General features: G+C 41.4%; 22 protein-coding genes. 1 reads left to right on the top strand and 21 read right to left on the bottom strand.

Features of this window, described 5'->3' with window-relative positions; translation table 11 throughout:
* Positions 1 to 405: 405 nt before the first annotated feature.
* The 18 genes from ytxC to LQ203_RS00745 all read right to left on the bottom strand — a co-directional run bounded on the left by ytxC (position 406) and on the right by LQ203_RS00745 (position 20,923).
* Positions 406 to 1,242, bottom strand: coding sequence for a sporulation protein YtxC (gene ytxC, locus LQ203_RS00830; protein WP_230154751.1), 837 nt, complete (start codon positions 1,240 to 1,242; stop codon positions 406 to 408).
* Positions 1,243 to 1,364: 122 nt separating this feature from the next.
* Positions 1,365 to 2,303 (bottom strand): primosomal protein DnaI, encoded by a 939-nt coding sequence (gene dnaI, locus LQ203_RS00825; RefSeq protein ID WP_230154750.1) that lies wholly within the window; start codon positions 2,301 to 2,303, stop codon positions 1,365 to 1,367.
* Positions 2,290 to 3,702: a replication initiation and membrane attachment family protein gene (locus LQ203_RS00820; protein WP_230154749.1), complete on the bottom strand. Its 1,413-nt coding sequence runs from the start codon at positions 3,700 to 3,702 to the stop codon at positions 2,290 to 2,292. The genes dnaI and LQ203_RS00820 overlap by 14 nt, the downstream gene beginning before the upstream one ends.
* Positions 3,703 to 3,766: 64 nt before the next feature.
* On the bottom strand, positions 3,767 to 4,228 hold the full coding sequence (nrdR, locus tag LQ203_RS00815) for a transcriptional regulator NrdR (RefSeq protein WP_053347258.1): 462 nt from the start codon (positions 4,226 to 4,228) through the stop codon (positions 3,767 to 3,769).
* Positions 4,229 to 4,494: 266 nt separating this feature from the next.
* Positions 4,495 to 4,875, bottom strand: a complete 381-nt coding sequence (gene speD, locus LQ203_RS00810; protein WP_230155349.1) for an adenosylmethionine decarboxylase — start codon at positions 4,873 to 4,875, stop codon at positions 4,495 to 4,497.
* Positions 4,876 to 5,233: 358 nt separating this feature from the next.
* On the bottom strand, positions 5,234 to 6,271 hold the full coding sequence (locus LQ203_RS00805) for a glyceraldehyde-3-phosphate dehydrogenase (RefSeq protein ID WP_230154748.1): 1,038 nt from the start codon (positions 6,269 to 6,271) through the stop codon (positions 5,234 to 5,236).
* A gap of 159 nt (positions 6,272 to 6,430) precedes the next feature.
* Complete coding sequence (gene coaE / locus LQ203_RS00800; protein ID WP_230154747.1) at positions 6,431 to 7,030, bottom strand: dephospho-CoA kinase; 600 nt, start codon at positions 7,028 to 7,030, stop codon at positions 6,431 to 6,433.
* Between the two features lie 21 nt (positions 7,031 to 7,051).
* The gene (gene ytaF / locus LQ203_RS00795; protein ID WP_230154746.1) at positions 7,052 to 7,687 is read right to left on the bottom strand and encodes a sporulation membrane protein YtaF; all 636 of its coding nucleotides are present in this window, start codon (positions 7,685 to 7,687) and stop codon (positions 7,052 to 7,054) included.
* A 74-nt stretch (positions 7,688 to 7,761) separates the two neighbouring features.
* On the bottom strand, positions 7,762 to 8,595 hold the full coding sequence (gene mutM, locus LQ203_RS00790) for a DNA-formamidopyrimidine glycosylase (protein WP_230154744.1): 834 nt from the start codon (positions 8,593 to 8,595) through the stop codon (positions 7,762 to 7,764).
* Between the two features lie 19 nt (positions 8,596 to 8,614).
* Positions 8,615 to 11,239, bottom strand: a complete 2,625-nt coding sequence (gene polA / locus LQ203_RS00785; RefSeq protein WP_230154742.1) for a DNA polymerase I — start codon at positions 11,237 to 11,239, stop codon at positions 8,615 to 8,617.
* A 127-nt stretch (positions 11,240 to 11,366) separates the two neighbouring features.
* Positions 11,367 to 12,299 (bottom strand): protease modulator HflC, encoded by a 933-nt coding sequence (locus tag LQ203_RS00780; protein ID WP_230154740.1) that lies wholly within the window; start codon positions 12,297 to 12,299, stop codon positions 11,367 to 11,369.
* A complete protein-coding gene (gene hflK, locus LQ203_RS00775; RefSeq protein ID WP_230155348.1) occupies positions 12,296 to 13,330 on the bottom strand; it encodes an FtsH protease activity modulator HflK in 1,035 nt (344 codons plus the stop codon). The genes LQ203_RS00780 and hflK overlap by 4 nt, the downstream gene beginning before the upstream one ends.
* 263 nt (positions 13,331 to 13,593) lie before the next feature.
* Positions 13,594 to 15,372, bottom strand: coding sequence for a two-component system histidine kinase PnpS (gene pnpS, locus LQ203_RS00770; RefSeq protein WP_230154738.1), 1,779 nt, complete (start codon positions 15,370 to 15,372; stop codon positions 13,594 to 13,596).
* On the bottom strand, positions 15,369 to 16,088 hold the full coding sequence (locus LQ203_RS00765; protein WP_230154736.1) for a response regulator transcription factor: 720 nt from the start codon (positions 16,086 to 16,088) through the stop codon (positions 15,369 to 15,371). The genes pnpS and LQ203_RS00765 overlap by 4 nt, the downstream gene beginning before the upstream one ends.
* 247 nt (positions 16,089 to 16,335) lie before the next feature.
* The gene (mdh, locus tag LQ203_RS00760; protein ID WP_230154732.1) at positions 16,336 to 17,271 is read right to left on the bottom strand and encodes a malate dehydrogenase; all 936 of its coding nucleotides are present in this window, start codon (positions 17,269 to 17,271) and stop codon (positions 16,336 to 16,338) included.
* A gap of 126 nt (positions 17,272 to 17,397) precedes the next feature.
* Positions 17,398 to 18,714: an NADP-dependent isocitrate dehydrogenase gene (icd, locus tag LQ203_RS00755; protein ID WP_290370500.1), complete on the bottom strand. Its 1,317-nt coding sequence runs from the start codon at positions 18,712 to 18,714 to the stop codon at positions 17,398 to 17,400.
* Positions 18,715 to 18,808: 94 nt separating this feature from the next.
* The gene (gene citZ, locus LQ203_RS00750) at positions 18,809 to 19,924 is read right to left on the bottom strand and encodes a citrate synthase (RefSeq protein WP_144526561.1); all 1,116 of its coding nucleotides are present in this window, start codon (positions 19,922 to 19,924) and stop codon (positions 18,809 to 18,811) included.
* A gap of 537 nt (positions 19,925 to 20,461) precedes the next feature.
* Positions 20,462 to 20,923 (bottom strand): DUF441 domain-containing protein, encoded by a 462-nt coding sequence (locus LQ203_RS00745; protein WP_101222907.1) that lies wholly within the window; start codon positions 20,921 to 20,923, stop codon positions 20,462 to 20,464.
* A 194-nt stretch (positions 20,924 to 21,117) separates the two neighbouring features.
* Here LQ203_RS00745 and ytvI point away from each other — a divergent pair, with 194 nt between their 5' ends.
* Entirely contained in the window at positions 21,118 to 22,245 is a 1,128-nt protein-coding gene (ytvI, locus tag LQ203_RS00740; RefSeq protein WP_230154730.1) for a sporulation integral membrane protein YtvI, read from the top strand.
* A gap of 92 nt (positions 22,246 to 22,337) precedes the next feature.
* Here ytvI and aceA read toward each other — a convergent pair whose 3' ends face one another.
* From aceA to LQ203_RS00725, 3 genes are all read right to left on the bottom strand, one after another.
* Entirely contained in the window at positions 22,338 to 23,621 is a 1,284-nt protein-coding gene (gene aceA, locus LQ203_RS00735) for an isocitrate lyase (protein ID WP_230154728.1), read from the bottom strand.
* Between the two features lie 37 nt (positions 23,622 to 23,658).
* Positions 23,659 to 25,251 (bottom strand): malate synthase A, encoded by a 1,593-nt coding sequence (gene aceB, locus LQ203_RS00730; RefSeq protein WP_230154725.1) that lies wholly within the window; start codon positions 25,249 to 25,251, stop codon positions 23,659 to 23,661.
* Between the two features lie 376 nt (positions 25,252 to 25,627).
* The gene (locus tag LQ203_RS00725; protein WP_230154723.1) at positions 25,628 to 26,020 is read right to left on the bottom strand and encodes an FxsA family protein; all 393 of its coding nucleotides are present in this window, start codon (positions 26,018 to 26,020) and stop codon (positions 25,628 to 25,630) included.
* Positions 26,021 to 26,035: the final 15 nt, after the last annotated feature.

Here is a 26,035-nt window from a genome sequence, read left to right as displayed (position 1 = left end):
CTCTTATTGATAAAAAAATATTCTTGCAGGTATCCGATTCCATTACAACACAAAAAGCCCGCCCCTGTATAAAAACAGGGACGAGCTTAGTCATAAATGTCATTTACCCGCGGTTCCACCCTCGTTCCATCTTGCTTTTCAAGGCAAAATGGCACTTGTAACTTGGTAACGGCAGCTTCCCGTCAGCTCATATTCGCAAATTGATTGCTTTCCGAGCCGAAGTTTAAAGGTGGTAAGTGCTCCATGCGAATAGGAAGCTTTCAGCCTGATGGCTCCCCTCTCTGATAAACGGCAACTAGAATACCCTTGTCCTCATCATAACTTTTTGTTTTTTAATAGTATGTAGGAAATTATAATTTGTTATACGGTGAAAATCAAGGTTAATTTTCTCTTTTCCAAAAAAGTTCATTCGAATGACTTCGAGAATGACGAAAGCGGCAGGACGGTCGCCCGCTCTTCGAAAATTCTTGCGATGGTTTGAATTAGTCCCTCGTCCCTGTCGTCTGTATAGATACACAAGTTTTCAGGAGCAATCGATAGCAGTGGGGCAAGTATCACTGTATCGAGAAAAAGTGAACTTTTGGCAAGAAGACTCCTGTCGATCAAACTATTAATTTTTGGTCGGTCAAGCTTGCTGTATTCCTGATCATAGAAATGAAAACCGTCGTTGTTGACAAGGTGAAGCTTCCTTAATTTCGACTCCTGCCCATGAAGGCAATCGCGGAGAGTAGCTATGAAATTTTGATAGTCCTGCTCCAACTTATATTCATCGATGGCCTTAATAACATACTTTTCCAAGGAATGCTGGAATGACTTTAAACGGAAGGTCGTAAAAGAATCGAATGAAAAAGATACCTGTCCCTCCAAAATGCTTTGAAGGCCGACCTCAATTGATCGTTTCTCCGTACTGAATGCCTTCTCCTCATTCTTGGCCCTTTCCCCTTCAATGATTGATGAAGCAATCTCAAGGATGGCTTCAATTTCTTCCCGTTCTCTATAGAAAAATTTACCAACTATTATTTGTTCAAGAATCGGAAGCGTCTTTTCTTCCAATAAAAATGAATGAAAGGCATCACGTAGCAGGATTAGCCATTTATCACCTGAAGACTTCGTCATATCCACATGCATACCTTGTTGCGGAAGAAATTGAATGTATGGTCGAAATTCTGCCCCTAGTGGATGGACAGAAACGAAATTCAGTAATTTCAAAGCCTCAGAATCATTATGAAACAAAATTTGCACTACGACATCCCCCCTTCCCCCTTGCTTCTTTTTTCATGTATATGGGGATGCGGACGTGTTTAGAAGTAGGATGGGCCTTGTATTAAGAAAAAAGTGATCTCTATTTAGAGACCACTTTTCTTTTACCTTCTCCGGTTTACTCCATCCAGCTTGACCGGCTCCGCTAAATATTGAATTCTTTCCAATACCCTGGCAGCCTTCACTTCTTCCTTCTCACCACGCTGTGAAAAAGTTAAGTGATTCTCCAGGCCATTCAAGTCAAAGTTCGAAGTGAAAAACGTCGGCAGGTTTTCCAGCATCCTAAATTGTAAAATCGGACCAAAAACCTCATCGCGCCCCCAGCTCGTCATCGACTCTGCCCCAATATCATCCAACATGAGGACAGGTGCCGTCTTCACCATCTCAATTTTTTCATTGACCGTATTATCACCTATCGATCCCTTAAGTTCCCTTAGGTAGTCAGGTACATAGACAATAAGAGAGGAAATTTGCCTTTCAGCAAGTTCATTGGCAATAGCACCTAATAAATACGTTTTTCCAACTCCGAACTTCCCATATATATATAAGCCTTTTTGCCTTTCGCCTGGCTCATACTCCATAATGAACGACATCGCCTTACTTAATACACCCAAGCGTTTGTTTTCATCATCCGTTTGTGTAAAATCTTCGATCGTCGCCTTTAAAATATCCTTCGGCACATAAAGGCTGCGGATCAATTTTTCCCGTTTCCGCTTTTCATCCTCTGCCAATTTCCGCGGACAGATTTCATAATGCAGATTCAGGGCTTTCCCCTGAACGACCAATTTGGGATAATAACCATGCATCATATTGATGCAGCCATCCAAGCTGGGACATTTATCACACTTATTGCTTTGTGAAGTGAATTCATAAAGTTTTCCTAAGTTTTTATCAATCATTTCATTCGTGACAGTCGAACTGTTGGCATTTAAAAACAACCGCACCTGTTCGTCTTCAAAAATCTCCTGTTTTAGCTTTTCATAACGCTCTTGAAATTGGTTTGTATTGGCCAATTTATTAAGGGAACTATTAATCTTTTCCATCGTTCATTTCACCTCCTGCTTTCCACTGCTTCCATTTTTCCTGGAGATCACGTTTCTGGGCATTCAATTCAGGCTGATCCGTATTCTGCTCCTGTTGTACTTCTTCCTTTTTCTCAAGCCACTCCGGAACCACTTCTTCCCGAATCGCCTTTTTTCGGCCGCCCTTAGCAACATTCCTGCTCCCTTGAGCCCAGTCTTGATATTTCCTGTGTTCATTTTTAGCTAATTCCATCGCTTCGATGACGGTGGAAACCTTCAGCCGTGCCCAATGACCTGCCAGCTTTTCCACATAGCCCTTCGTGAATTTCATATCCGTTTTGAGCATGACATATTCAATTAAGACATTGACGACACCTGGATTCAGCTTTTGATTGATCATTACGCCTTCCACCACTTTCAAATCACCGCTTGATGGTTCTGCACCGCCTGACAATTGCATCAACCGCTCCCGTGGAGAAATCGTCTCCAAATGACGGATCAGCTCTTGTTCCTGCGTTTTCGGTTCTTCTTTTTGTGTCCGTTCACGAATCGGCTGCACACGATTGACAAGGGAGGGCATATCTGCCTGCCGTTCGATTTGATACCAATCCCTTGCTGCCTTTCTGAGGTTCTCCTCATCGATCTCATCATCCAATGAAACGGCATCCATTACTAGTTTTTGCATTTCAAGCGGATCAATGCCATATAAAAAGGCAAGTTTGGCGATCGTACTTTTTATTTTCGGTGTAAAGGCCTTTTTCGGTACGATCGAGGATTTCATCCCGGCAAATAAAAGGTCAAAATCAAATAAGCTGTCAAATCCCGATGGCTCGACTCCATCCGTCCGCTCGATGTATTGCTGTTTTGGCATCGGTTTCCATTCATTTTTCGCTTCATCCGTTACATATAATGAGTCCAAATGATCGGAGGAGAATACCTCCGCAAAAGATTTAGTCACACTCTCATATTGATCCGGTTCAATATGATCATCACAAAAGAATCTCTTTAACCGGTTGAAATGTGCTTTACCAATCTTTTTATATAAGTAGACATTCAGCATTCCATCCGTGAAAAACTGCTGGGGGGACAACGGCGGGTTCAACTCATAGATAAATTCCTTCGTATCATTTTTCGATTTCTTGTATACATTCAACAAACCGATTCCCTCAAGTAAAAGGCGTGCTTCGTAAATATCACCTAGCTTAAGGCCGATGGTATTCATTAATTGATAATGCGAGGAGGTTTCCGACCATAGCCTGTTTTCCTCCAACTCACTCCATAACGTCATGTATAGGCTCATACAGATAGGTCCAATAAGAGGTTGATATAGTCGGGTCAGTATTTTCCGATCATAATCATGAAGCAGCCCCGCAGATGAGACCATGTATGAATCCGCTGGGAGCAATTCTTGCCAATGCATTGACATCTCCATTCAAACCTTTCAAAAGATGTAGTGAAAAAAGAGCCAAAGTAAATCTTCAGCTCTACTTTCTTTCTTTATTTATTAAATCTTTCAATTCATCGATAAAGACATTAATATCTTTGAATTGACGATAGACGGATGCGAATCTAACATAGGCAACCTCATCGACTTCTGCCAGCTTGTCCATCACCATTTCGCCGACATTGTCGCTTTTCACTTCCGCTATGCCCTGGTTGCGCAGTTCTTTTTCTACATAACTGGTAATTTGTTCTAGTTCTTTCAAGGGAACCGGACGTTTTTCACAAGCCCTGATTAAGCCACGCAGGATTTTATCACGACTGAACTCTTCCCGTGTCCCGCCTTTTTTCACTACAATGAGTGGTGTTTCCTCCACCTTTTCGAATGTCGTGAATCGAAAACCACATGCCTCACATTCACGGCGTCGTCGAATCGATTTACTTTCATCGACTGGCCTGGAATCGAGCACTCTTGTTCCATTATATTGACATGATGGGCATTTCATCATTATCAGCTCCGTATTTTATGTAGGACTCCCCTATCTAAATGTTCCCCAAGGAATTACTTTTCTATCTTAATCTTATATTAAAAGGAACGGCCAGTACAAGTAAAAAGTGTAACTTCCAGCAGCAGGCACTTTTGATCAAGCAGCTGAAGTCCGTCATCAAAGTCTTGTGCTCTTTTGGCACGTACCATTAATATTAAGAAGGTTGCCGATTCATGGCATTAAAAAAGAGATGCACCCATGGCATCTCTGTGTATACGTGTTTTTTATAGGGCACTTATATTGGCTTTTTTCATTTGTACAGGACCTAATCCACGTGGCAACTCCATGTTTTCACGCGTTTGCGCATTCAAAGCATCTGCAATATAATTTGCCGCAATATTCGGATCCAAGTTACCGCATGTATAGACATCAATGCTGGCATAGCCGTGTTCTGGAAAACTGTGAATCGTTAAATGTGATTCAGAAATGATGACAACCCCACTAACTCCTTGTGGAGCAAACTTGTGAAAGGCAACTTCGCGTACCTCTGCACCTGATTTCAAAGCAGCATCAACAAAAATCTTTTCAATCAAATCGATATTGTTCAGTTTTTCAAAGTCACAACCCCAAAGTTCAGAAATGACATGTCTACCCATTGTTTCCATAGTGTAAGCTGTTTCCATATTAAGCTTCCCCCTTACCATGATTTAAAAATAAGTTCTGATAACTACCACGGGGGAAAGTTAGTCCAAAGAGGTCCTAACCCTTTAAGTAGCCATCATGCAAACCGCTTTTGAAGAAGTTCACGATTCATAGTATATATGGTTTGAATTTTTTTTGCAACTCCAAATTGAATTTTTAGAAAGATAAACTTTATATGTAATAGGGATATAGCAAAGGTTCCCATGTAGAGCAAATTCTGTTTTCGTGTTTATTCAGTACCATAGAGTGGCCAGAAATTGATTAATCACTGAATTAAAAATAGCCCGCTAAAAAAACTTAGCAGGCTCGTTTTTTTTTTTATTATTTTACTGATAACTCGACTTCGGAAGTTCTTTTCAACTCGGACGCAACTAATTTCACAAGGTCCACTACCCGGTTGGAGTAACCCCACTCATTATCATACCAAGCCAGGACTTTCACTTTCCTGTCACCAATCATCATCGTCGTTAAACCATCGATGATGGCAGAGTGAGGATTCGTTTTGAAATCACTGGAAACTAAAGGTTCCATCGTGAATTCCATGATTCCTTTTAGTTCATTTTCTGAAGCGTCGATGAACGCTTGGTTCACTTCTTCAATCGTGACATCCTGGTTTAAATCCACAACAAGATCGACTAGAGATACGTTAGGTGTCGGTACGCGTAACGCCATTCCGTGAAGCTTGCCTTTTAATTGAGGCAACACCAAGGAGATGGCTTTTGCAGCTCCTGTAGTCGTAGGAATGATGCTTTCCGCAGCGGCACGGGCACGTCTTAAGTCTTTGTGCGGGTTATCGATATTATTTTGATCATTTGTATAAGAATGGATCGTTGTCATTAAACCGTTGTTTATGCCGAATTTTTCATCAAGGACTTTTGCAACAGGTCCAAGACAGTTAGTTGTACAAGATGCATTGGATATGACAAAATGCTTGTCAATTTCCAGCACTTCCTGATTGACGCCCATTACAATGGTAACGTCTTCATTTTTACCCGGTGCCGATAAAATCACCCTTTTTGCCCCTGCTTCTAAATGAAGAGCCGCTTTAGAACGATCATTGAATTTTCCAGTAGCTTCAATTACAATATCTATGTTCATCTCTTTCCAAGGCAATTGCTTTGGATCGCGGTTATTTATTAGTTGTACTCGGCGGCCATTCACTACTAGTGAATCATCTTCCGCTATAATGATACCGTCGAATTTACCATGTATCGTATCATACTTTAGTAAGTGGGCTAAAGTTTCAGCAGGATAGCTTGCATTAATGGCAACAATGTCCAAACTCTCATCTAATATGGCCTTTCGGAAAACCATTCTTCCAATTCTCCCAAATCCGTTAATCGCTATTCTTGAATTCATTGTTCGGACCCTCCTGAAAATATTAATGTTATACTTATTACCTCTCATATGTAATTAGTATAACATAATTAAGTTGAATTGTGCTAATAAAAATGCGGATTACACTTATTTTTTCAACATAAAAGGAAGAAACCTGGAGGTTTCTTCCTTTTATGACACCTATATGACATGCCATTCGCTAAGTATGGCCTTCACTTGCTTCTTCGTTTCGGTAAGGTCCCCGTTATTATCGATGACGGCATCCGCCAAAGCCTTTTTATCAGCTAAGGGCATTTGCGAATGAATTCTGGCGAGAGCATCCGTCTCCGATAGGCCATTCCTGTTCATCAAGCGTTCCAATTGAACTCGCTCATCTACATATATCAGAAGTGTTTTTTCCACCATGTATGTTAGCTTACTTTCGAATAGGAGCGGAATATCCATGAATACCGTTTCTTCACCAGCTGCAAGCGCCGCTTCCGTTTTGAGGCGCATCCACTTTCTGACGGCTGGATGCACGATGCCATTCAAAAGCAATCTTTTTTCCTGATCATGAAAGATTATCGACCCTAACTTTACGCGATCGATAGTCCCATCCGTCAATAAAATATCTTCTCCAAACGTTTTCACCACTTGATGATACGCTTCTTCACCTGGCTCAACGACAGCACGGGAAGCCAGATCTGCATCTACGATTGTGAATCCGAGTTCTTGTAAATAGAGGCTGACACTGCTTTTCCCGCTAGCGATGCCCCCAGTGATTCCGATGATTTGTCCCATAAGCTCCCCCTTTTAAATCAATTAACATAACTTGAATAAGCCGATAAAAATTAAAAGTACACCTGGAAGAAAGGTCAAATGCTGGACAATTTTATTATTTGAAAGCAATTTCCCGCTTTGGAGTCCGCTCCATATGAAGATTGAACTCATAACAGCGATGCATCCAGCGAGGATGATTGGCGATATTCCGATCATGGCCGCTCCAACCCCGGCCCCGAACGCATCCAGCGATAGCGCAAACCCCAGCACAAGCGCTTCAACACCAGTGATCGTACCTGATTTATCAAAATCGGCATTCAATGGTTTTTGCAAAATATTGATGACTACCCCAAGTGATTTTATTTCAAAATTAAAGATGATTTTTTCATGATATCTATCTTCATTCAGTTCTTTGTCAGGCTTAAAATACTGGTATACCATCCAGGCACCAAGAATAATGAGAATGATGCCCCCCGTTTTTTCAGCCGCCCCGATAGATATGAGCTGACTGATGAATTGTCCGATGACCATCGCTATGCCCAAACTCAATGCAGAACAAAAAGAGATGACTGCTATTGACTTTAAGGGGATTTTCATCTTCCGCATACCGAATGTCAAACCTACGCCAAATCCGTCAATACTAACTGCAAAAGCAAGAAAAATAATTTGTAGCCACATCGGAATATTACTCCTTCCATCTCGTTGCTACCCTAGTATATGGAAGGAGCCCATCCGATGTGTTTGAAAAAACATTAGCTCATGTACGGCTGGCATAATGGGCAAATATGTGTACCGCGTCCTGCAACAACTAGCTTTTCCAGTGGCGTTCCGCATGTTTTACAGTTCTCGCCTTTTCGTCCATAAACATTCAGTTCTAACTGAAACATGCCGATTTGTCCTTGAGAGTTGACGTATGAACGAATCGTACTTCCTCCTTTTTCCACCGCTTCACCTAATGTTGTAATGATTTCTGCATGCAACTTTTTGATTTCTTCCATTGAGAGTGAAGAAGCTATCCTTTCCGGATGGATACCAGCACGGAATAACGACTCGTCCACATATATATTTCCAATTCCAACGACAACCGTTTGATCCAGGAGAACTGGCTTGATTTTTCTGTTGGTTCTTGCCAACTTCGCACTGAGCCCCTCGACTGTAAAATCTTCAGATAGCGGTTCAGGCCCTAAATGAAGCAGCGGCAACCTCTCAAATTCTTCCCCTTTAGCAAATAGGTGCATCGTACCGAATTTCCGAACATCGCGGTATCGAAGTTCACTGCCGTCCGTGAAAGTGAAAATCACATGGGTATGCTTATCAAACGGCTCTTCTTTTGGATGCACCCCGTATTTTCCCTCCATCCTTAAATGAGAAACCATCGAATAATCATCCAAGGTGAAAATGAGGAACTTGCCCCGACGCCCTATACTCTGAATCGTCTGCCCTCTTAGAGCATCCTGGAACTGTTCGACAGGCTCAGGGGCTTTAATGATTTTTGGCCAGAAGACGGACACTTCCTTGATCTCTTTTCCGATTACTAGCTGCTCTAATGTTCTTCTGACTGTTTCCACTTCTGGAAGTTCTGGCATTACAATCACCTATCTTTTATTATTTGGCATCAAACCATGTTGGCCCGAAGGCATAATCCACTTTAAGGGGCACATTCAATCCAATGGCATTTTCCATTTCCTCAGGCACGATCACTTTAAGTATTTCAAGTTCCTCGGGAGGAGTTTCAAAAATCAATTCATCATGCACCTGAAGAAGCATCCTCGTTTTCAGCCCTTCTTTTTTCAGGCGCTTATTCATATTTATCATGGCAAGCTTGATGATATCCGCGGCACTCCCTTGAATTGGCGTGTTCATCGCTGTCCGTTCGGCAAAGCTCCTGATGTTAAAATTCCGGCTTGTAATCTCAGGTATATAGCGACGTCTTTGCATTAATGTCGTGCTGTATCCTTTTTGACGGGCTTCATGTATGCTGTCTTCCATATATTCCTGGACACCAGGAAAACTCCTTAAATACTTGTCGATGAACTCTCCAGCTTCTTTCCTCGTGATGCCAAGACTTTGCGATAGCCCATAGTCACTTATACCATAAACGATTCCAAAGTTGACCGCCTTAGCTTGGCGCCTCATGTTCGAAGTGACTTCTTCTGCGGATACATGGAATACATCCATCGCTGTTCTTGTATGAATGTCCATACCAGCCTGGAACGCTTCAACCAATCCGTCGTCATTGGCGATATGCGCCAGCACCCGCAACTCGATTTGCGAATAGTCAGCAGCAAAAATGATCCAATCCTTTTCGGAAGGAATGAAGGCCTGCCTGATTTTCCTGCCCTCTTCAAGTCTGATCGGGATATTTTGCAGATTCGGATCTGTTGAACTTAACCGACCGGTCTGGGTCAATGCTTGATTGAAACGGGTGTGCACCTTCTCCGTTTTGCCATTGACCACTTTGAGCAAGCCTTCAATATAGGTGGATTGCAACTTACCAAGCTGGCGGTACAGTAATATTTCCTTAACGATATCATGCTGGCTCTCCAGTTTTTCCAGTACATCAGCTGATGTGGAATATCCCGTTTTAGTTTTCTTCATGACCGGGAGCTCCAATTTTTCAAATAGGATGGCCCCAAGTTGTTTAGGTGAATTGATATTGAAAGCCTCTCCGGCCAAATCAAAAATTCTTCCTTCAATGGTTCTTAAGCGGATGGCTAATTCCTGCCCCATGTTTTTCAGCCGGCCACTATCCACCTTTATGCCCTGCCATTCCATATTTGCAAGGATGATCGACAAAGGCAGCTCCAGATCCGTTAATAAATCATATTGCTCAAACTCATGAAGCTTATCAACCATCGGCTCTTTCAGAGAAAGAATCGCCTTCGCTTTTCTGGCGATATGCTCCCTTAATTCTGCCTCCTCAGGTAACTTGCGTTTTGCTCCTTTCCCATAAAAAGCATCATCGGCTTCAAGTCGAATAGCACCTTGGGTTTTCGTGATTTCTGCCACTTCGTCCACTGATTCTGCCGGATCCAGGATATAGGATGCTAAAAACACATCAAAATCGATGCCTTTTATTTCTACTCCTCGGTGGCGGAGTGCCACAACCGTACGCTTCGCATCGAAAACCGTTTTCTTTTTTGTTTCATCTTCTGCCCAGGATTTAAATGCCTCGGAACTCAAAGCATTTTCTCCATGAAAGTAAAAATGACCATGTTCATTACTGATGGCAATTCCAATAATGTCTGCACGATGATAATTATCTTCTAAGATTTCACCGTATAGAGCACTTTCATCCGCAAACATTTCTGCGGTCATTTCAGCCGTGTGGACCTCTATCTCTTCCTGTTCAAGCGGTACACTTTCCGTAACATCCAATTTATCGAGCAAAGTAGAAAAGCCAAGCTCTTTATAGAATGAAATGACTCGATCCTGATCCATTCCACTGTACTCGGTCTCGCTTACAGAAACTTCAAGCGGGACTTCCCTCGTAATCGTAGCAAGCTCCTTGCTCAGCAGCGCCAGGTCTTTATGTTCTTCTATTTTCTCTTTCAATTTTTGTCCGCTTACTTCATCAATCGATTGCAGAAGATTTTCAACGGTTTCAAATTGATGCAATAATTTAAGAGCGGTCTTTTCACCAACACCCGGTATACCTGGTATATTGTCGGAGGCATCTCCCATCAGTCCTTTTAAATCGATGATCTGCAAAGGGGATAGCCCGTATTTTTCATGGATATGCTTTGGCGTATACTCCTCAATTTCAGTAATCCCCTTTTTCGTAATGGAAACCGTCGTATTGGGGGAGGATAATTGTGTTAAATCCTTATCACCGGATATGACTTTCACTTCAAAACCATCTTTTTCAGCTTGTAAAGACAGTGTACCGATAATATCATCGGCCTCGTAATTCTCCAGTTCATACCTTTTTATTTGAAAACAATCGAGCAGCTCCCGAATGAAAGGAAATTGCTCGGATAATTCAGGCGGCGTTTTTTGACGTCCTCCCTTGTATTCTTTAAATGACGCATGTCTGAATGTCGTTTTTCCAGCATCGAACGCAACCAGGATGTGCGAGGGTTTTTCTTCTTCAAGAATGCGGTTGAGCATCATGGTGAATCCGTATACGGAATTCGTATGTACCCCTTTATCATTATTCAAGAGCGGGAGTGCAAAAAACGCACGGTAAGCAATGCTATTTCCATCTATGAGTACTAACTTTTTATCCAAATCCGTCTTCCTCCAGTCATACAGGTTCAAGTATTTTAGCTTCTATTTATAAACGCAAAAAGCCGTTCATTTTCTTCCTCTATTCTACCATGAGTAGAAGCGGAAAGAAAAATGAACGGCAACGCGGTTATTTAGTGTTTCCCATTAACAAGCTCGCATAAGGGGAATCCGATGGCAGAACGATGACCGTTTGATCTCCAATCGTTTTTTTGTACGATTCAAGAGTCCGGTATAGTTTATAGAATTCGGGATCTTTGGAAAAAGATCTATTATAGATTTTCGCCGCTTCCCCTTCCCCTTCGGCCCGGATCACTTCTGCATCTGCCTCTGCTGTCGAGAGCAATTCTTTCACTTTCCGATCAGTATCCGCAATGATCCGGTTTTTTTTCGCATCACCTTTTGATAGGTATTCTTGGGCTTTTGATTCACGCTCGGAAATCATCCTCTTGAAGACCGATGCTTCGTTTTCGGCTGGCAGGTCCGTACGTTTTATCCGGACATCCGTCAAGCTGATGCCATAACTGTCCTTTTGCAGCAGTTCGTTGACTTTTTCCGTTATGCGGTCGTTCAAACTTCCTCTGGATGACTTCTCATCATTGATGATTTCATCATAATTCAATTGGCCCAACTCTGAACGGACTGCTGAATAAATGAACTCTTCCATTTTCGTTTCCGCATTACCGAGCGTCCTTGCATTTGTAATCAACTTCTTCGGATCTTCTATTCTCCATACTGCATAATTATCTATCAGCATCCGCTTTTTATCTTTCGTATTGATTTCAGCTTCAGATACATCAGAACTCATTTGATACTTCGGCAGGGTCATGACGGTTTGAATGAAAGGCACCTTTGCCTTTAATCCAGGGGTCTTATCGATTCTTACAACCTCACCGAATTGACGGACAACTTTATATTCTCCCTCTTTGACGATATAGACATTGGTGAAAATAATTAGCAGCAGCACAATCAAAATAATGATGAAAATGCCACTTTTAACATAGCCTCTCCAGTGAAAGTCGCCTTTCTTCAACTCATTGAAATCTATTATTTTTCCGTTCATTGTTTAACGCCCCCTTCCCCTGTCGCTTTTTCTTCGGATGCATTCTCCTTTTTCGTTTCTGCTTTTTCGGCATTATCTTCATCAGGGACAGGCGCTTTTTTCGTTTCCTCTTTTTCTAGTGAACGAAGCGGCAAGTACTTCATTGTATTTCCATCATCATTCATGATATAAATCTCGGCATTGGGCAATACTCCTTCAAGGGTCTCGATAACAAGACGGTCCTTCGTAATCCCTTTATTGCCTTTATACTCACTGAATATTTTTTCAAAGACCGCTACATCCCCACGGGCTGCTTCCGTACGGGCAGCTTTATCCCCGTTGGCCTGAGAAATGATGGCGTCTTTTTCCCCTTCCGCTTCATTCATCCGTTTATTTTCATATTTATCCGCTTCGTTGATTTTCGTATTGGCCGTTTCACGGGCATCCGTTACATTCGTGAATGCTTTCCGCACTTCTTCATTCGGTAATTCCACGTCCTGGAGTTTAACCGCAGATATGGAAATACCGACATCATATTTCTCCATTAGCTGCGACAATAATTCCCGTACATCCGCTTCTATTTGTGCTTTACCGGAAGTAAGTGCATCATCGATTTTGGTGCTGCCGATAATACTCCGTAAAGCGGCTGAAGTCGTATCATATAATATCTTCTCTGGATCATCTGCATTGTATAGATATTTTGGAGGGTCCGTGATTTTCCACTGAACCACTAGGTCGGCTAGCACAATATTTTCATCACCCGTAATCATTTTGGTCTCACTCGGGTAATCCTTCACCTCTCCATCCTCTTCCTTATAGCCAAATTTCAGACTGAATGTTTCTTTCGATAGCTTCTCAACAGATTGAATCGGCCAAGGCAGTTTAAAGTGAAGTCCTGGTTCTGTAATCGTCTGCTCCACCTTACCAAATGTCATTATGACAGCTTGGTCGGATTCATCAACCGTATACCAGGTCGATATCGCAACCACACCCAAAATTAAAATAAGAAAGACTAGTCCTGTGATCGTATATATTCTTTTTAAGCTAACGATATGTATCACCCCTTCTTTGCTTGTTATATCTTATTTACGCAAGGAAGGGCCTAAAGTTTCATGGAAATCAAATATTTTCCTAAAAAAATAGGAAAGAGGAATGATTCCCAGAGGTATAGATAAAATTCCAAAATTAAAAGACAGAGACTTAGTGTCTCTGTCATTGTTTAACTCCTTGGATGAGGGGTTGTGCAATCATTGTACCCCTGCATTATGAAGACTGTTTTAAGAAATTGTAAAGGAAATGTAAATTCACGGTCATGCTACATTTTTCCCTTTAAACTTTTATTTAGCGTGACTGTAAAAGTCGTCCCCGTGCCTGGTGTGCTTTCCACTTTGATTTTACCTTTATGGACTTCTATTATATGCTTGACGATCGCCAGACCAATGCCAGTTCCACCCGAATCACGGCTCCTTGCCTTATCGATCCTGTAAAACCGTTCAAAGATCCTCGGCAGTTCTTTTTCTTCGATGCCGATCCCGCTATCTTGGACGGCAATATCCACGGTCTGTTCATTTTCCATGACATTCACGGTGACCCTTCCACCATTTGGTGTATAGGTCATTGCGTTCGTTATCAAATTAATGAAAACTTGTTTGATCCTGTCCGAATCCCCTTCAATAAATACCGGATTTTTTGTTGCTTTAATTTCAAGGGAGACTTCTTTATTCTTCATCTTCCCTATAAGCATCTCTTGTATTTCTCCAAGGACTCTCGAAATATCCACGACGCCTGCTTTCAAAACGAACTCCTGCTGCTCCATTTTTGATAAATTCAGAAGCTCCTGAATGAGTTCTTGCAGCCGATCACTTTCTTTCAAGATGATCGATAAAAAGTGCTTCAAGGTCTCTTCGTCTTTTAAAGCCCCATCTAACAATGTTTCTGAAAAGCCTTTGATAGACGTAATCGGGGTTCTCAACTCATGGGAAACATTGGCAACGAAATCCTTACGCATTTGCTCGAGCTTTTTCAATTCGGTGATATCATGGAATATGAGCAGGATCCCCTTCCATTCATCATGATTTCCGATAATCGGTGCCCCGTAAATCTCAAAATGCTTCCGTTCTATAGCAAGTGATATCTTCACTTGACGTTTTATCGTTTTTTCCGTTCGAAAAATCTCTTCGATGATGGAAATCACTTCCTGATCTTTAATGACCGAGTAATATTCTTGAAACAAAAACGTACTGGCGTTTACATGGAATATTTTTTTGAATTCCCGGTTGATCAAGGTTGTATACCCTTTACTGTCTATTAACAAGACACCACTTCCGATATTTTCAACAAGTGCTTCCAGACGATCCTGATTCATTTCTCTCGCCATCTCTGTTTCTTGTAAATTCCTCGCCAAAATGTTCAAAGAAGTTGTCAGCATTCCCGTTTCATCGGAATTCCGCTCATATGTCCGCGTTCCATAATTCCCTTTTGCCAGTTCAATGGCTGCCATCGTCGCTTCCTCGATAGGCCGGGTATAATATGAAGTGATTTTACTCGCAAGCATGAGAATGATGATCAAGGCAACCCCTAAACAAATGATCAATATTTGCCACATTTGCTTATTCACTTGATTGAGGGCCTCAATTTCGTTGCTATGAACGACAAATCCTTCTATCTCTCCGTCCTTTTCAACCGTCTTCCAATAATAATGGTGGTCCGATTCCCCTTCAACCACTTCATACCCTTCTCCACGCTTAAGCCCTTTTTCCAAAGTTATTTTACGAAGGACCTTTGCATGGTTTTTAAGTATTTCATTAGATGATGTAGAATCATATAATATCTCCCCACTCGTGGAAAGAATGGTTAAGTTTGAATCTAAAAGGGGTGTCAGTTTTGCCGTTTTCCCTTCCTCCAAAAAGGATACGATTCCACCATGTTCTTGTATATATGTAGAAATGAAAAATGTTTCGTTCTGTATACGTTCATTGAATGTTTTTATATAATAGCTTTTGAACAAATGTCCTAATAAAAAGCCCACGGCCATCAGGACGACCATCACCAGCATGATGAGGGTGTATAAGAGCTTTTTACGATAGGTCGTCATTCTTTTTTAGGCTCCTCAAGCTTATAACCCAATCCCCTGATCGTTTTGATGTAAAGAGGTTTTTTTGTATCCTTCTCTATTTTTTCACGAAGATGGCTAATATGCACATCGACAATTCGCGAATCTCCCGCGAAATCATAATTCCATACTGAACTTAGCAGTTGGTCCCTAGTTAATACTCTTCCTTTATTCTTAGCCAAATGTAAAAGTAATTCAAATTCCTTTGGAGTCAATTCTAATTGCTGTTCCTCAAAGAATGCTTCGTATCGATCCGGGAATACTTTCAAGTCCCCTAATTTCAAGAGACCATCTTCCTGATCATGACTCGTCTCACTGCCATTGGATTGTAACTGAGATCTTCTTAATATGGCCTTGATCCGGGCTGTTACCTCCCGCGGACTAAATGGTTTGGTTAAATAATCATCCGCCCCCAGTTCTAGCCCCAGCACTTTGTCAAATTCATCATCCTTAGCTGTCAGCATCAAGATCGGTATATTGATCTTTTGCTGGCGAAGTTGTTTACATACTTCAAGACCATCCATTTTAGGCAACATCAAATCCAATACGACTAAATCCGGGCGTATATCCACAGCAGCCTGCAGCCCTTGTTCTCCATCTAAGGCCGTGATTACCGAATAGCCTGCTTGTTCTAAATTGTACTGAAGTAAGGTAACTATTGATTGTTCATCATCCACTACGAGAATTTTCTTTGACATTAGATCCTCCTGAATTGCGTATTACCCCATAGACTATTTTTTTAGTCTACTCATCCAATTCCATTATAAAGAATATTATAGGAAAATTACACATAAAAAAAACACATTGAATGTATTCCTATAGTCAGCAGGTGCTTATAAGTACGAATTGTCCCAGCCGCCTTTAAAATCGGATAAAAAAAACTGCCCGAAGATGGTAGAAGGCCTTAGCCTCCCTTCCATTATTCCGGGCAGTTTTCAAGAGCACTTATTGAAGAACTTGCATTACTGCTTTAACTGATTCAACTGATTTAGAAAGTGCTTCTTTTTCAGCTTCAGTCAATTCTAGTTCGATGATTTGTTCAATACCGTTTGCTCCTAGTACAGTTGGCACTCCAAGGTAGATTCCTTCGAATCCGTATTCGCCTTCAAGATAAGCGATGGATGGAAGAACCCGACGTTGGTCTTTAAGGATCGCTTCTGCCATTTCCACTAGAGCTGCAGCAGGTGCATAATATGCGCTTCCGTTTCCAAGAAGATTTACGATTTCTCCGCCGCCAGTACGAGTACGGGCTACGATTGCTTCTAAACGATCTTTTGGGATCAATGTTTCCAAAGGAATTCCGCCTGCATATGAGTAACGTACTAGAGGAACCATATCGTCGCCGTGTCCGCCAAGTACGAAACCTGTTACATCTTTAACTGACAAGTTTAATTCTTGAGCTACGAATGTACGGAAACGAGCTGTATCTAGAACACCTGATTGTCCAATTACGCGTTCCTTTGGGAAACCTGATTCTTTATAAACAGTATAAGTCATTGCATCAACTGGGTTAGTCAATACGATGATTGTTGTATTTGGAGAAAATTTAACCAATTCTTTAGTTACGGATTTCATAACTTTTTGGTTGGTTTGAACTAAGTCGTCACGGCTCATACCAGGTTTACGAGCAATACCAGCAGTGATGATTACCACGTCAGAATCAGCTGTATCGGCATAGTCGGATGTACCGATGATGTTAGCGTCAAAACCTTGAACCGGACCCGCTTCCGCCATATCAAGCGCTTTACCTTTAGTAGGGTTTTCAGCTTGTGGAATATCTACTAAAACGATATCACCAAGTTCTTTTTGAGCTGCTAGAAATGCTGCTGTAGCACCAGTGAACCCGGCACCAACTACTGTTATTTTTTTACGATTAGACATGTTATTTCCTCCTCAAATTAAGTAAATGATTTTGGAATTATTTTAACGTCTTCATTCATAAATAGATAAGAAGCCCCCTGGAAAAGAAGCCCGATCAGGCACTTTTCCAGAAAGCATCATAAGCAATTATTTAAGGTTTTTGATCAGCTCGTCAGCGAACTCAGAACATTTAACTTCTGTTGCGCCATCCATCAGGCGGGCAAAGTCGTATGTAACAACTTTAGAAGCGATTGTTTGTTCAACTGATTTTGTGATGCTGTCTGCAGCTTCGTTCCAGCCAAGGTGTTCAAGTAAAAGCACACCTGAAAGAAGGACTGAAGATGGGTTAACTTTATCAAGACCAGCGTATTTAGGAGCCGTTCCGTGTGTAGCTTCGAAGATAGCATGTCCAGTTTCGTAGTTGATGTTTGCTCCTGGAGCGATACCAATTCCGCCAACTTGTGCAGCTAATGCATCAGAAATGTAATCTCCGTTCAAGTTCATTGTTGCAACAACATCAAACTCTTTAGGACGAGTCAGGATTTGTTGTAAGAAGATATCAGCAATGGAATCTTTAACGATGATTTTGCCTTCAGCTTCAGCAGCTGATTGTGCTTTGTTAGCAGCTTCAGTGCCTTCAGCATCTTTAATTTTGTCATATTGGTTCCAAGTGAACACTTTATCGGCAAATTCTTGTTCTGCAACTTCATAACCCCAAGTTTTGAACGCGCCTTCCGTGAATTTCATGATGTTACCTTTATGAACAAGCGTTAATGATTTACGGCCTTCTTTGATCGCATAGTTAAGTGCAGAGCGAACAAGACGTTTCGTTCCCTCTTCAGAGATCGGTTTGATCCCGATACCAGAAGTTTCTGGGAAACGGATGTTTGTAACACCGAATTCATTTTGTAGGAAGTCGATTAATTTCTTCGCTTGGTCAGAACCTTTTGCATATTCGATACCAGCATAGATATCTTCAGTGTTTTCACGGAAGATGACCATGTCAGTGTCTTCAGGACGTTTAACCGGTGAAGGTACACCTTCAAAGTAACGTACTGGACGAAGACATACGAATAAGTCCAATACTTGACGCAATGCAACGTTCAATGAACGGATACCGCCGCCGATTGGAGTTGTAAGAGGTCCTTTAATAGCGATTAGATATTCGTTAATGACATCAAGAGTTTCTTGTGGAAGCCATTCGCCCGTTTGGTCAAATGCTTTTTGTCCAGCTAAAACTTCTTTCCATTCGATTTTCTTTTCGCCATTGTAAGCTTTTTCAACTGCTGCGTCTAAAACGCGAGAAGCTGCAACCCAGATATCAGGACCGATTCCGTCTCCCTCAATATAAGGAACGATTGGGTTGTTTGGTACGTTAAGAGCACCGTTAGTAACTGTGATTTTTTGGCTTTGTGTCATGTCTCTTACCTCCGATTCAAATTCAAAGGTTAGCTGGTCTGCCATTAGGTGAGGCAGAACCACTAACCCTTTTTACTCACATCTATTAATTTACTACAAATTCGATGAAATATAAAAATAAATTTTGAAAAACTTTTAATTAACGTTTTTCGATTGGTACGTATTTCTGCATACCTGGTCCAACATACTCAGCACGCGGACGGATCAGACGGTTGTTTGAATATTGCTCAAGGATATGAGCGATCCAGCCTGAAGCACGGCTTACAGCAAAGATTGGTGTAAACAGGTCATGCTCGATACCTAAACTGTGGTATACGGAAGCAGAATAGAAATCAACGTTTGGCGGAAGATTTTTTTGACCAGTTACGATTTCATGGATTTTAATGGACATATCATAATATTGAGGCTGTCCAGTAAGCTCAGTCAATTTTTGAGACATTTCTTTAAGGTGTTTAGCACGTGGATCACCTTTACGGTATACACGGTGGCCAAAGCCCATGATTTTTTCTTTATTGGCTAATTTTTCGTTGATATAAGGCTCAACATTTTCCACTGAACCAATATCTGTAAGCATTTTCATGACTTGTTCGTTAGCTCCGCCGTGAAGTGGGCCTTTTAAAGCGCCGATGGCAGAAGTCACGCCAGAATAGATATCAGATAATGTAGCCACACAAACGCGTGCAGTGAATGTAGAAGCGTTCAATTCATGGTCAGCATGTAGAACTAATGCTTTGTTGAATGCTTCCTCTTCGATTGCAGTTGGTTCATTACCGCTTAACATATATAAGAAGTTAGCAGCAAAGCTTAAATCTGTACGTGGTGCAATCGCTTCTTTACCTTGACGGGTACGAGCGAAAGTTGTTACCAATGTAGGAATTTTTGCTTGGATGCGGATTGCTTTACGATAGTTAGCATCTTCACTCATTACATCTGCTTCTTCATCATATAGACCAAGAAGAGAAACTGCTGTACGAAGAGCTCCCATTGGATGTACTTTGTCGATCGGGTATGTTTTGAAATGATTAACTACTTCAGCTGGAATTTCAGCATTTTCAGCAAGTTGTTTAGTTAATTCTGCTAATTGGCTTTTGTTTGGAAGTGCTCCATGCCATAAAAGATAGATTACTTCCTCGAATGTTGCGTTTACAGCCAAATCATCGATGTCATAACCCACATATGTTAATGTGTCATCGATAATGGAGCTAACTGATGAAGTTGTTGCTACCACACCTTCAAGACCTTTTGTTGCTGTCATACTAAATCTCTCCTTTTCCTAAGTATTCCCCTATGCCCTTGCTCATTGCGTATAAATATAGCGCTTCCAAGAAATTAGCTATTGTAAACAACCATCTATTTTTTAGCCGAAGACATACATCTTGTATTGGAAGCGTTCACAGAATAGGACCCCACCAATAGTAAAATGTACGATAATCTTTAATACGAATTCTAAAAATTAATGCTTGTAGCCATTCCTAGTGAGCGCTTGCTCAATAACTACATCTTCTTTAAGATTCCTCAAAAATATCGATGATATTCAGGAATCCATTTTTAATAAGTCAGAGCAGTTACATGATTATTATAAACAATAAACACTTTTTTGGGAATGAAAAGCACTTAAAATGTGAAAAAATTATTATTTTATTAGAAAAACTAGCCACATATTCTCTTGCTTTTTTTTGGGGGTTTCAAAACGTTTTTTTGAAAATTTGTCACAAAGCAGAATAAACGAAACATTAAATAGAAAATTTACATTTTCAATACTGACGAACGCTTCTATCCTTTGCGACTTCCTTCATTTAAAAAAATTGAAGATCTGCATGCATAAATAAGCAATTCCTGCCCCAATTAATGGACCAACTGCCACACCCTTGAATAAGGCAACCGCAAGAATCGTCCCAAATACAAGAGCCGTAGTGATGTGCGGATCATGTGATAGGAGCGTAATGCCATTTTTTGCTATGAGTGCAACCGCTATTCCGGATGCAAGCGCAATCCAGGCATAAGGAGATTTAATGGCATCTCCGAGTTCCTTGAAACCAATCGCCCCATTTGCTATCGGTATGAGTACGGAAATCGTAATGATCGTCACGCCCAGGTTGATTCCTTTCGCTTCAAGATAAGGAAAAACCTTAGCGTCAAGACCAATTAGTTTCATGATTAAAAGAAAACCTGCAGCCATGATCAGCGACGTATTTTTCCCAAACCAACCGATTGCTGCAAGTAAAATTAAAAATACGACAGGACCGTTTATCATTTTCTCCCTTCGCCTTCTTTCCTCTTTTTTGTTATTTTAGCATAATAAATCCCCCTCTATCCTGAGAGAAAATCTATTTATTCCCCAATTCATTTACGGAAAAAAGTCAAGCCGTATGACGAAAGATTCTTTCCTTTCTTTTCCATCATCGTTACAATTATAATACAATCTTTATGATAGAAGGAGGATTTGTCTTGAATCCAGTTTATATGTATCGTTTCATTCGTTCTTTACTGGTAATCGGAGGGATCATTTTAGGGGCAATTGCCTTGTTTTATCTATCAAAATATACATATCCATTCATCATTGCGATGATAATCGCTTTCTTGATGAACCCTCTTGTCACTTTTTTTGAAAAGAAAGGAAGGTTACCGAGGGGGTTGGCTGTATTCGTTTCCCTTTTACTCATTTTCCTTTTATTTGCGGGGCTTATCACCTTACTGGTTACGGAGATCATTTCAGGTACCAATTACCTCGCCGGAGTCATACCCGAACACATCGAAACGATCGTGGATTATATAGAATCATATATCGCGACAACCATCATCCCTTTATATAATCAAATCGCTGCCATGTTCAATAATCTGGATACCGGACAGCAGGACACCGTTCTCAAGAATATCCAAAATATCGGTGAATCCATCACTACCGGAGTAAGCGGCTTCATACAAGCGTTCTTGAAGAATATTCCCACAATCATTGGATGGTTTCCAACTACAGCAACGGCGCTTCTTTTTACCCTGCTGGGCACTTTCTTCATAAGCAAAGATTGGGATACCTTTGGCCGAATGACCGGAAAGGTGTTGCCTGATAAGATTTTTTCGGGGGCCAAGCGTTTATTCAGGGATTTAAAACGGGCTTTATTCGGATTTATCCGGGCACAATTCACCCTTGTTTCATTGACGACTGTTACGATATTGATCGGCTTTCTCATTTTAGGTGTGAACTATTCAATTACCATTGCACTGATATGCGGCCTGGTCGATATCATTCCCTATTTAGGGACGGGCACGATTTTCATTCCATGGATCATATTTGAATTCATCGCTGGAAATACAAGTCTCGCAATCGGTTTGTCCGTGCTTTACATAATCGTTGTTGTCCAGCGTCAGTTAATAGAGCCAAAAGTTCTTTCCTCCAGTATCGGTTTGGATCCGCTTGCCACTCTCATCGCCTTGTTCATCGGCTTCAAATTGATTGGTTTCCTAGGGCTGATTGCAGGACCTGTCGTACTTGTCATATTCAATACACTTCAGCGAGCACATGTCTTCAAGGCCATTTGGTCCTTCATCATCGGTCAGGATACAAAGAAAACCACATAAAAGAATCCAGCTGCCTTTCTACACTAAATAGCATTCCCCCGATCACATGAAAATCCGCCTCAGTTTCGAGGCGGATTTTCATGGTTTCATGCTTATTTTGAAGTCTGGAATTGTTCTGTTTCAGTAGAACCTGCAAGTGCTGTTGTGGACGATGTCCCACCAGCAACGACTTGTGCCACTTCATCAAAATAACCAGTTCCCACTTCGCGTTGATGGCGTGTTGCCGTATAACCATCAGATTCACTTGCGAACTCTGCTTGTTGTAGTTCTGAGTAGGCAGCCATTCCGCGGTCTTTATAACCAAGAGCAAGATTGAACATGCTATGGTTCAAAGAGTGGAACCCTGCAAGTGTAACGAATTGGAATTTGTAACCTAATTTACCCAATTCAACTTGGTAGCCGGCAATTTCTTCATCACTTAATTTCGCTTTCCAGTTAAATGATGGTGAACAATTGTAAGCAAGCAGTTTACCCGGGAACTCTGCATGGATCGCTTCCGCAAAGCGGCGAGCATCAGCTAGGTTAGGTTCGGAAGTCTCACACCAGATAAGGTCAGCGTAAGGTGCATATGCAAGGCCGCGCGCAATCGCTTGGTCAAGACCTGCATTGGTACGGTAGAATCCTTCTGGAGTCCTTTCACCAGTGATGAATGGTGCATCAACCGGATCGATATCATCCGTGATCAAATCTGCAGCATCAGCATCCGTACGAGCAATTAAGATGGTCGGTGTACCCATTACGTCCGCTGCCAATCGGGCGGAAACTAAATTACGTACTGCCGTTTGGGTTGGCAAAAGAACTTTACCGCCTAAGTGTCCACATTTTTTCTCGGATGAAAGTTGGTCTTCAAAGTGAACGCCGGCCGCTCCTGCTTCGATCATGCCTTTCATTAATTCGAAGACGTTGAGGGAGCCACCAAAACCAGCTTCAGCATCCGCCACGATTGGAGCAAACCAATCGATATCATCTTTTCCTTCAGCAAAGCTTATTTGGTCTGCACGTTGAAGTGTCTGATTAATGCGTTTAACCACTTGCGGCACGGAGTTGGCCGGATATAAACTTTGGTCAGGGTACATTTGTCCTGCGATGTTAGCATCAGCCGCAACTTGCCAGCCGCTTAGGTAGATTGCTTTTAAACCGGCTTTCACTTGTTGCATGGCCTGGTTACCAGTCAATGCTCCTAATGCGTTGATGAAATCCTCTGTATTTAATAGATTCCATAGTTTTTCAGAACCACGGCGTGCCAATGTATGCTCGATATCGATGGAACCTCTTAATTTAATAACTTCTTCAGCCGTATAAGGACGTTTAACGCCAGTCCACCGTGAATCATTTTCCCAGCTTTGTTGTAATTGTTGCGCTCTTTCATTCATCATTATAATTTCCTCCTAATTTATATTAAAATTCTAAATATTAAGATAATTGCTTGTATGCCGGATTTGTTAAGAAATCAGCAAACTCATCTGCTTCAATCAATTCTTCGAATAGTTTAGTAGACTCTTCGAACTTTCCTGATTTGAAAGCTTCTTCTCCTACTTCCGATTTAATGACTGCCAATTCTTCCTCTTTGATCTGATGGAATAATTCTTCGGTTATTTTTCTGCCATCTTCGAGAATCCCTTTTGGATGACGGATCCATTGCCAGACTTGAGCTCTTGAAATCTCGGCCGTTGCTGCATCTTCCATCAGGTTATTAATGGGTGCTGCTCCTCTACCACTTAACCAAGAGGCAATATATTGAATGCCTACGTTAATGTTTGTCCTTAATCCTGCCTCTGTGATCGTTCCTTTAGGCACCTCCAGCAATTCTTGTGCGGTTACTTGGACATCTTCACGTTTTCGGTATATTTGATTCGGTTTTGGAACTAGTAGGTCAAATACCTCTTTTGCCGTGCTTACCATACCTGGATGGGCAACCCATGTCCCATCGTGACCGTCTCTCGCCTCGCGCTCTTTATCTGCACGGACCTTCGAAAATGCCTCATCATTTTTAGCCTGGTCATTTTTCACTGGGATTTGCGCTGCCATCCCACCAATCGCCGGAGCATTCCGAGCGTGGCATGTTTTGATTGCCAATAAGGAATACGCTCTCATGTTCGGGACAGTCATCGTGACCTGTAACCTATCAGGGAAAATCACATCATCCGAGTGACGGAATTTTTTCAGGAAGCTAAAGATATAATCCCAGCGGCCACAATTCAGGCCTGCGGAATGTTCTTTCAGCTCGTATAGAATTTCGTCCATTTCGAATGCGGCAAGAATCGTTTCGATCAAGACCGTTGCCTTAATTGATCCTTGCGGGATTCTTAAATCGTTCTGTGCATATACGAATATATCATTCCATAATCTAGCTTCCAGATGGCTTTCCATTTTTGGTAAGTAGAAGTATGGACCGCTTTGTTTTTCGATCAATGCTTTTGCATTGTGGTAAAAGTATAGGCCAAAGTCAAAAATGCTGGCTGATATTGGCTGTCCATCTAAAAGGACATGTTTTTCTTCTAAATGCCAGCCGCGGGGCCTTATCTTTAGAACAGCTGTTTTTTGATTCAATTCATATACTTTTCCATTTGAATTTTTAAAGGAAATGGTACCCCGGATGGCATCGCGCAGATTCAGTTGGCCATCCATGCAATTCTCCCAAGTCGGCGAGTTGGCGTCTTCAAAGTCAGCCATAAATACATTGGCACCTGAGTTCATGGCATTAATGATCATCTTACGATCAACCGGTCCGGTGATTTCAACCCTGCGATCTTGCAAGTCATTCGGGAGGGGCGAAATGGTCCAATCACTTTCACGAATATGCTTCGTTTCTTCAAGGAATTCAGGCAGCTTGCCTTGGTTCAGGTCTTCTTGAACGCATTTGCGCCGTTCTAAAAGCTCTTTTCTTCTTTCACCGAAATGCCGTTCAATTCTTTCGATGAATTGAAGAGCTTCCGTTGTAAGTATTTGTTCATATCCTGGTTTAATGGTGCCAGTAATTTGCAGGCCTTTTGCCTCCGTAATCATGTTGCCTCTCCACATCCTTTCCAACTATTCATGTTATAATACAGTTGTTTTATTTCCTGTTTGTATTATATAACACACAGAATAAATTTGTCACCAGTTTTTTCTAAAAAATTCAAAAAAAAGAATATTAAGCATAGAAAAGCCTGGTTTATCAACGTTTCGCCCCGAAAATAATTTAACAATTCTGTCTTCACTATCAATTCCCAACCCTTTATCATGAACTTTTAAGATGAAACAGAGGGAAACCATTCATATTAAAACGTCCTCCCATTTTTGGTGAAATGCAAAAAAGCATCCATTGTGAAACCCTGGATGCTTTTTCCTGTAACAGACCAAAAAGGCTGTCTAAAAGCTTGAAGCTTTAGACAGCCTTTTACTATTTATGCCGAATGATGGTGACCTTTCCTTTATTCATCCTATTCATCATGAAACGGATAACAATCGGCTTAAGGAGGTTCCGAGTTGGCGGAAACACAAGGATCAATCCCATGATATCCGAGATGAGCCCAGGGGACAACAACAGTGCAGCTCCGATAAAGATACAGATTCCATCAATGATTTCATTTCCAGGCATCATTCCATAACGAATCTGTTCCTGTGCCTTTTTCCATGTTTCCATCCCTTGCTTTTTAGCTAAATAGGCTCCGATTAAACCAGTGGCTACAATCAGGAACAGCGTTGGCCAAAAACCGATTACATTGCCTGACAGCAATAGGACAATAATTTCAACGACCGGCATCGCAATGATAAACAATAAAAAATATTTCATCTACATTCCTCCTGC

Source organism: Peribacillus sp. Bi96, assembly GCF_918698115.1.
Taxonomy (GTDB): Bacteria; Bacillota; Bacilli; order Bacillales; family DSM-1321; genus Peribacillus.
The sequence above is the reverse complement of the archived record's forward strand: the minus strand, read 5'-3'. Positions and strand labels throughout refer to the sequence as shown.